An 8557-nucleotide genomic window follows, 5' to 3' on the forward strand; every position below is an offset into this window, starting at 1 on the left:
CCGTTGGCGTCCCAGTTTTTTTCGTAGGGCACTATATCTGAAAAATAGAGGTCCGAAGGCATGTCGGTAGAGATCTGGAAAAACGCGACTTCAGAGTGAATAAACCTTGCCCCCAAATTATCCTGATCTCCGGCCAAAACCAGATATATGAGTCCGTGATTCTGATGGTAATCTCTTACGAAATTTCTGATTCTTTCCATGTTGTCGTAGCCCTGGTAATGGCTGTAAATCCACTGGGCGCTGAAAACTTTTGCAGGGATTCCCTTTTGGTTTTTCCATCGGACAAGTGGCTCAAAATACTGTGCCAGTTCTTCCGGAGCGACAATTACATATTCGATATCGCCGTCTCTCGATTCCTTTTCAAGCGGAGCGTTAAAACCGACTTCCTGCGCGTTGAGGACGAGTCCCGCGACGTCCCAGGAATAGACTTCTATTTGACCTTCGGTAAGAAAAACCGGATAAGACAATCCCTCGGCGTAATCGATGACAAGAGATGCTTTCATGAGAAACTGTAGTTCGCCGGTGACCGGGTTGTAGCGGAAAGGTGTGTAGACGACTCCGGCTATTTGAAATCCCGATTTATTGCCCGTGTTGAAAGAGGTTACAGGATCAGCAGGATAAAAATTGTTTTGACCGTATATCGTATTGTTTTTTATGGTCGGTAAAGGATTGATTCCTATTGGAACATCGGGTTGTCTGGGAAAAATACTGAATATTCCCAGCGACACCCATTCCTGATCGGTCATTTCAACCGAGACAACAGAAGCAGTCAAAGGAATGCTGAATCTTAAAACTTTGCCCGGCAGGTCAGGAGCTCCAGGAGGACAAACCGGGTGTCCGGAATAATTTACAACGTCTCCGCCGGCAAAAGACAACACTTCCGGAAATTCGCTCTGATGGTGAACGGGCCACATTATCTGGCCGGAAAACAATTGCAGAGCTCCCAGTAACAGACCCAGCAAAACCATAATTGCTTTCATCTTCCCCTCCCGTTTGAAGTTACAATCCATACATTTTATATCAGAATGTGTAAATATGGTAGGTTTATTGAGAGTATTGATTTGAAAAGACTTCTTCACTGATAATGATGCCGTCTATCCGGAAGCGGCTGTTAAAATTCATTTTATTATGTAAAAAATATTTGTCATACTATCAAATATATCTTACAATGTGTTGAACATTCAAATTCCGGAGGGATTAATTGACAAGAAAAGAAAAAGAAAAAATATTCAAGAGAGATCATATATTGGATTCGGCGGAAGAGATACTGAAAAATGATGGCTTGAAAAATCTGTCCATGGAAAGAATTGCGGTTTCGTCGGAATTCACCCGTCAGACAATCTACGCTTATTTTAAAAACAGGGAAGAACTTCTGCTGATTTTATTTCTGAAAGAGAGCCTTGTGAGATGGAAATACTTGGAAAAAGCGACCGCCGGACACGACAGAGGGATAAAGAAACTGGAAATATTCGGAAACTCTTATTACAACTATTATAAAAAAAAACCGAATTATCTTGAACTTGCCTTGTACTACGACAATTACGGGATCCCTTTAAAATTGCTGAGAAAGTCCATTTTCAATGAGTTTTACGAACCGAACACGAGCGCCAGAACATTTTTTCGCGACATTTTCATAAAAGGTCAGGAAGAGGGTTCTATACGAAAGGACATCGATGTTGAATGCTCAATGGGTTATTTCTGCATTGCTCTGCGGGCGGTATTAAAAGAGGTTATCTGCCTGAAATACATGAAAAAAGAATCCTTCTTCGAATTTATGAAAATCATGATAGACGGTTTTACAGCGCGAACTGTCGATCGAGAAGCAGGCCTGAAAAACATCCGGAAAGCCGGTATCAAAAATACGTAAGGCAGACAAAAAGAGAGAGTAGATAAAATTATTACTGTCAGCAGGAGAAAGACTTATTCGGCGTACGGGGGCAGAAGATCATCCGGAATTCTCAAAGAATCGGTTTTCTTTTCGTGTTTGGTTTTAGTCCAGACGCCCTTATACTCCCAGTAATAAATACATCCGTCGTCGCTGTTGTAGAGCCATGCTCTGTCGGAGTCGTCCCAAGTCCAGTAGACATTGAATCTTGCAGGGAATCCTTCTTCGTCGGTGTATAATAATTCTCCTTCTGAATCGGATATCGTCACTTTCCAGTAGTTGCTATAGCCGCCTCTTTCTTCTCTGACTGCAGGTACAGTCAGAACATAATTATAAATATTCCTGTGAAATCTCTTAGTCAAGCATATATTCACAAAATTAGTGAAAACAAGGGTTTAAACCATAAACAGCCAAATAAATGTATAAAATGGAATCATTAATTCCATTTATTATATATAAAACGGATTTGACAATTCCAAAATTATCATATAATATGGAGTTATGTATAACAGAATAATAAATTATCCTAAAAACAGCAGTTTCTTTATTTTTGGGCCACGAGGAACAGGAAAGACTACATGGGTTAAAAACGAATTCCCCGGAGCTTTATACCTGGACCTTCTTGAATCCGAAAAATATATAAACTTGTCCGCAAATCCACAAAGAATTGAACAATTTATACCTAAAATGTTTAGGGAATGGATAATTGTCGATGAGATCCAGAGAATACCCGAATTGCTCAATGAAGTTCACAGATTAATTGAAAATAGCGGATATAAATTCATTTTGACGGGATCGAGCCCTCGAAAACTTAGAAAGAAAGGTACGAATTTGTTGGCAGGCAGGGCAATTAAACTTAACATGCACCCTTTGAGTGCGGAAGAGTTGAAAGAAGATTTTAATATCGAAAAATCCTTAAAATACGGAAATCTTCCTTCTGTGTATAAAGGGGGAGAACCTGAGAAATACCTTCAAAGTTATGTTGGGACATACCTTGAAGAGGAGATTAAACAGGAAGGTTTGACGAGAAATATGAGAGCTTTCACCCGTTTTCTGGAAGCGGCGAGTTTTTCTCAGTGCTCCGTATTAAACATGTCTGAGGTTGCGAGAGAAAGCTCCGTCGAAAGAAAAGTTGTGGAAAACTATTTCAACATAATTGAGGATTTGCTTATATCTCAAAGAATACCTGTTTTTAAGAAAAGAGCAAAAAGACAAGTTTATAATCATCCGAAATTCTTCTTGTTTGATACCGGCGTATATCGTGCTGTGAGGCCATCGGGACCGCTTGACAGCCCTGAGGAAATTGAAGGATCTGCGCTCGAAACACTGTTATTTCAGGAATTGACGGCAGTAAATGAAAATCACGGATTGGGTTATGATTTGTATTTCTGGAACACTTCCAACAGACACGAAGTAGATTTTGTTTTATACGGTAAAAGGGGAATTAAAGCTTTTGAGATTAAAAGGACCAGAAGATTGACGCCTGATTGTATTAAAAACTTAAAAATATTTTTAAAGGATTATCCGGGATCAAAAGCATATTTAATCTATGGCGGTACCGAATATCTGCGGGAAGATAAAATTGAGATTTTACCCTTGGAAAAAACCTTCAGAAACTTGTTGTCTATCCTCGAGAGTTGAAGCTCTTTTTAGCTTATGCTTCAAAATCCATTCACCATAAAACGAGGGAGAATCTTTTGTCCTATCCTGTTTTTATCTTTTCCTTCCAAGAGTTTCATTTATGGCTTTTTCGAGTTCTTGCGGTTCGTCGGTTCCTATTCGAAAAGTTTGTCCTGTGTTGATTTTTATCTCCACCGCGTCGGTTCCGGATACGGAAAACAGGAGTCCCGAAGGTGTGTTCTGTATACCGAAACCGTAATACCATGGATTTTCTACAATCCTGCAGGACACTATGTCTTTGAGGGGGAATTTTTTTCTCACAACACCTAATCCGAACCATATCTTGACAAATTCGTCGTCGACGTACGTCGTCATTGATACAAAAAGACCGAGTATGATGTTAAATAACATCAGTACGATGATTGAAAAGAGATTAAATCCGAATATATACATGTGGAGAGCGACAAGGATAATAGGCAATGACAGGGCTGCGATTATCAAATATCCGATCTGAGTGTGCCTGTAATGTTCGTTCATAATTGTAATTTATCACAATCCGGTCTGATAGTTAATTGAGATGTTTTTTGTATTCAATTTACTTTCTTTTTAAGTCTCTTTAATAATTTTCGTGAGGACCTGTCATTAGCAGTTACAGGACATCTTCTGACATTCAATAGGCCATAAGATATGATTTTTGTTCGACTTTAAATTTTTTTATAAACACCTTTCAGATCGCCGTTCTTTTTCTCGCTGATTGTTTTTATGACACCAAATCTTTAAAAATCCTGTCTAAAATATGTTTATCAATTTTTTTGATTTGAATTAAGGATATAAATCTGAACAACATTTCAAAACTGCAAACAGTGCAATGATTTTAATTTGAAACAGTATTATCCAGATAAGATAATATCTTTGTAAGATAAAAGTTAATTAGCCATATGCTGTCTGCGAAGAATTGTCGCGTCTTTTGCAGGCGTTACTCCAAACAAGCGTTTGTATTCCCTGTTAAACTGAGAAGAGCTTTCGTATCCCACCTGCATTGCGGCTATGTTGGCATTTAGCCCATCCCTGATCATAAGGGTTCGTGCTCCGTGCAGGCGGACATTTTTTATGTACTGCAGAGGAGATATATCCGTCACCGCCTTGAAGCTTTTGTGAAAAGTAGAACTGCTCATTCCTAACTCTTTTGCCAGTTTTTTAATATCAAAATCATTGCTGTACGACTCATGGATTTTCTGCAGTACCTTTGCTATTTGAAAAAACCGCCTGTTGCGGTGAGCAATGGCCTGAAGAATCTCTCCTTTTTCGCCCTGCAGCACCCGATAGATTATTTCTCTTTTAATCATCGGCGCCAGCGTTTTTCTGTCCAGAGGATCAGCGATTGCCTGCAAAAGTCTTATGGTAGCGTCAAAAAGGGCCTCACTCATTGGAGCGCTGTATATGCCCTTTGGCAGAGATCGGGTTTCTTTCTGGATATCCTCCATATCCAACAAGATCTCTCCGACTTCTATCGGGTCAATTATAATTGTCAGACCCAGTATCGGCTTGCCCGGCTCGGTTTTTCCCTGGCATTCAGCCGGCAGTGGAACAGGAAGAACAAGATAATGAGAAGAGTCATAAGTATAAACGTCATTTCCAAGGTAGACCTGTTTTACTCCCTGGCCCAATATGATTATCTCGGAATTATAAGCGTAAGGTGTTCGGGGAAAAGAATGTTCAATTCTAAATAGTTGGATCCCCTTTATTGAAGTAGCGAGAACAGTTTCGTCAGGCATAATGCCTGTAAAAAGTTCAATTAATTTTTTCTGATTTTCATTCATCGTTTGTTGCCAATTATGCTGAATTTAACAGTAGTGTATTATAAAAACCCCAATATTACAACAATTTATTGGAAAATATACAGGATTAGGCAATAATTAACAAGTTCAGGTATTGCGAAGGATTAATTTATCATTTAAATTAAATCCATCATCGAACAACGTAGGAGGTCTTCAATGATGGAAATATCAAAATCGACACGCAACAGAATGGGAATGCCTGTAGCGGGATTTGGTACCTATCAGCTTTCAGTTGACGGGGCAGAATTCTGTGTAAAAGAGGCGCTTAAAGCCGGATTCAGACATATTGATTCGGCCGAGGGCTACAATAATGAAGAGGGCACCGGTAAAGGGATAAAAGCGGCCGGTGTTTCAAGGGGCGACATTTTTGTAACCACCAAACTTTTTCCCGGATACAAACAGTGGGGTGCGCCTGAAAAGACATATAAACAGACCATTGAAACGCTGAAAAATCAGCTCAAACAGCTCCGGCTCGATTATGTTGATCTATACCTTATACATGCTCCGCTATCGGAACTCAGGCTGGAACAGTGGAACGCTTTAGCTGAGCTGAAAAAATCAGGTCTTACCAGGCATATCGGAGTGTCAAACTACAATGAAGAGAGAATAAAAGAGATTCTGGATGCAGGCCTTTCCAAACCCGAAGCCAACCAGGTTGAATTTCATCCGCTTTGCGCCAGGATTGATTTGACAATATACATGAAGAAGAATTCAATCGAGCCGATTGCATATAGCTCGCTTGCTCCCCTTTCAACCTGGCGGGCCGAAGAAGGACAGGGCGGGGAAGTTCTCGCTCAGATAAAAGAAGAATGCCAGTCGGTCGCTAAAGAAATCGCAGCAAAACTCAAGGTATCGGAAGCCAAATTGTTATTGAGGTGGGGATTGCAGCACGGATACTGTATATTGACGAGAAGCAGTAAGCCAGAGCGAATCCGTGAAAATTTGAATTTATTTGATTTCCAGATTCCTGACAGCGACATGGAGCGTTTGAATGGTCTGGATCGGAATCAGGCGTTCGCCTGGGCGGCCAATGGTCTTGATCCGATGGAAGCCGCTCCTCCCCTCAAATGAGTTTTTAACAAATAGGAGAGAAAATATGAAAGTTCTGGCAATCGCCAGGGTTGATCCTCAGACAACTCCTGAGAAAATAATGCCTTATCTTGAAGCGGAAGTGAAGCACGCCTGGAATCTGTACAAAGAAGGAACATTGCGGGAAATGTACAATTGGCAGAATCGCCGTCTGGGCGTAGTGTTTGTTCTTGAATGCATAAGTACCGAGGAAGCCCGGAAAATCCTTGATGAATTGCCTTTTGTACGTGAGAAATTAATAGACTTTGAAATTATTCCACTTGAACCATTTTCTTACTTTGAAACGCTTTACAGAGACTATAAAAAGCCGCAACAATTATAGCGGTCAGCTTTTTATAAGGAGGAATTAATGAAATATGTCAATCTCGGTTCACAAGGTCTTCGTGTTCCTGCTATCGGTTTGGGCTGTATGGGAATGTCTGAATTTTACGGCTCCACATCAGAAGTACAAAATCTTCACGTTCTCGACAGGGCTGCAGAAATCGGGTGCACGTTCTGGGATACGTCGGATATGTACGGTCCGTTTACTAATGAAATCCTACTGTCAAAAGCACTCAAGGGGCGACGCGATAAAATCATACTGTCGACCAAATTCGGAGTTTCCAGAGGCAAAGACGGCAGTTGCCAAGGTGTTATAGGAAGCGCGGATTATGTAAAAACTTGTTGCGACGCCTCGCTGAAACGTTTGGATACGGATTACATCGATCTCTACTATCAGCATCGCGTGGATCCCGATACGCCGATCGAAGAAACGATCGGTGCCATGGCTGAACTCGTGAAGACGGGTAAAGTGCGCTATATAGGTCTTTCTGAGGCAGACCCGGAAACCATCGTCCGCGCCCACAGGATTCATCCTGTCAGTGCGCTTCAGACCGAGTATTCATTGTGGTCGAGGGACGTTGAGGCCGAAATTTTGCCTACAATCAGGCGGCTCAACATCGGATTTGTCGCTTACGCTCCCCTTGGCCGGGGATTTTTATCAGGTGCAATCCGTTCGCGAAGCGATCTGGAACCCGGAGACTGGAGGTTGGAGAATCCGCGATTTACAGAAAAAGCAATCGCCAAAAACATCCGTTTGGCAGATTATGTAGCCGATATCGCAAAAGAGATTGGAGCCACGTCGGCTCAAGTCGCACTGGCATGGCTTCTCGCGCGCGACGTACACCCGGCAGCGATACCGGGGACGCGGAGAATTGAACGCCTGGAGGAAAACTGGGCGTCACAGGATATAACTCTTGGATCTGAACACCTGAACCGTCTTGAATCACTTATCAATCATGGCGTAGCGGGCGATCGGTACTGATGAAAAACTATTCAAGTTTTGAGCTTCTCTAAACGTAAAGACAGATACCTTTTAAAATTTATATATCGAAGGTATTTTTCAGGTCTTGAAGCCAACGGTGCAGATTTGTGACTTTTTATCGTTTGTATGATTTTCTCACAGCGACCTTATTACATTTAGTACATCTGGCAGCTTTTATTGGATTACCTTTTGCTTTATATCTTATGCCGCCTGTATCCCAAATACTAAACTCATTACCACAGTCACATTTAAAATACCATTCACTGGATTCCGATTTTATTTTTGAAAAAGTTTTTGATGATACAAATAACTTAATCATTTTTTGATATAAGCTCATAGACCCTTCCTTAAAATTATTATTTATTATTATGTCTGACGTGTGGCGGTATGAATTCGATGGAGAGCACGAGCTACGTTCGTATCCAACGTGACTGATGCTGAGACGAGGCAGGGTGCTGAACAAACTGCTGTCCCTGCAATTTTTATTTTGCGTGTTAGTGCCGGTATTTTTTATTTGCTTTCTATCCATTCATACATTGTTTTGAGAGCCAATTCAAAATTACCTGTCTGGCAATGATTCTCTGCATGTTCAACTTCTGTAAATATTCTTCCAGTAACGGATTTTGCATTAACCAAAGCTTTTAACTGCATTTCGTGCATTTTAAAGGGAATCAAATGGTCGTTCCTGCCGGTTAAAATCAAAACGTCTTGCCTCACAAGTTCTGAATGGATATTTTTTTCGTTCAACTGCAAGTATAAATCCAAAGCTTCTATAGGTTTGCTTTTCCTGGTTATATACTTTAAATGGTCAACAACCCATGA

10 protein-coding genes are annotated in these 8557 nt (G+C 40.9%); 5 read left to right on the forward strand and 5 right to left on the reverse strand.

The window, feature by feature from the left end; translation table 11 throughout:
• Positions 1-980: hypothetical protein (locus tag JXA84_01440; protein ID MBN1149864.1), on the reverse strand; the 980-nt coding region annotated here is incomplete at its 3' end.
• 221 nt (positions 981-1201) lie between these two features.
• Here JXA84_01440 and JXA84_01445 point away from each other — a divergent pair.
• A complete protein-coding gene (locus JXA84_01445) occupies positions 1202-1867 on the forward strand; it encodes a TetR/AcrR family transcriptional regulator (protein ID MBN1149865.1) in 666 nt (221 codons plus the stop codon).
• A gap of 53 nt (positions 1868-1920) precedes the next feature.
• On the opposite strand, the gene JXA84_01450 is transcribed toward JXA84_01445, so the two are convergent.
• On the reverse strand, positions 1921-2247 hold the full coding sequence (locus JXA84_01450; GenBank protein ID MBN1149866.1) for a hypothetical protein: 327 nt from the start codon (positions 2245-2247) through the stop codon (positions 1921-1923).
• A gap of 139 nt (positions 2248-2386) precedes the next feature.
• On the opposite strand from JXA84_01450, the gene JXA84_01455 reads away from it, so the two are divergent.
• On the forward strand, positions 2387-3526 hold the full coding sequence (locus tag JXA84_01455) for an ATP-binding protein (GenBank protein MBN1149867.1): 1140 nt from the start codon (positions 2387-2389) through the stop codon (positions 3524-3526).
• A 72-nt stretch (positions 3527-3598) separates the two neighbouring features.
• Here JXA84_01455 and JXA84_01460 read toward each other — a convergent pair whose 3' ends face one another.
• On the reverse strand, positions 3599-4042 hold the full coding sequence (locus JXA84_01460; protein ID MBN1149868.1) for a hypothetical protein: 444 nt from the start codon (positions 4040-4042) through the stop codon (positions 3599-3601).
• Positions 4043-4431: 389 nt separating this feature from the next.
• Positions 4432-5325: an AraC family transcriptional regulator gene (locus tag JXA84_01465; GenBank protein ID MBN1149869.1), complete on the reverse strand. Its 894-nt coding sequence runs from the start codon at positions 5323-5325 to the stop codon at positions 4432-4434.
• A gap of 177 nt (positions 5326-5502) precedes the next feature.
• Here JXA84_01465 and JXA84_01470 point away from each other — a divergent pair, with 177 nt between their 5' ends.
• From JXA84_01470 to JXA84_01480, 3 genes are read left to right on the forward strand one after another with little or no spacing between them, the layout of a single operon-like run.
• On the forward strand, positions 5503-6414 hold the full coding sequence (locus tag JXA84_01470) for an aldo/keto reductase (GenBank protein MBN1149870.1): 912 nt from the start codon (positions 5503-5505) through the stop codon (positions 6412-6414).
• A gap of 25 nt (positions 6415-6439) precedes the next feature.
• Positions 6440-6754, forward strand: coding sequence for a superoxide dismutase (locus JXA84_01475; protein ID MBN1149871.1), 315 nt, complete (start codon positions 6440-6442; stop codon positions 6752-6754).
• A gap of 27 nt (positions 6755-6781) precedes the next feature.
• Positions 6782-7735 (forward strand): aldo/keto reductase, encoded by a 954-nt coding sequence (locus JXA84_01480; GenBank protein MBN1149872.1) that lies wholly within the window; start codon positions 6782-6784, stop codon positions 7733-7735.
• Positions 7736-8245: 510 nt separating this feature from the next.
• Here JXA84_01480 and JXA84_01485 read toward each other — a convergent pair.
• Positions 8246-8557: alpha/beta hydrolase (locus JXA84_01485; GenBank protein ID MBN1149873.1), on the reverse strand; the 312-nt coding region annotated here is incomplete at its 5' end.

This window comes from candidate division WOR-3 bacterium (assembly GCA_016926475.1).
GTDB lineage: Bacteria > SDB-A > SDB-A > SDB-A > SDB-A > JAFGIG01.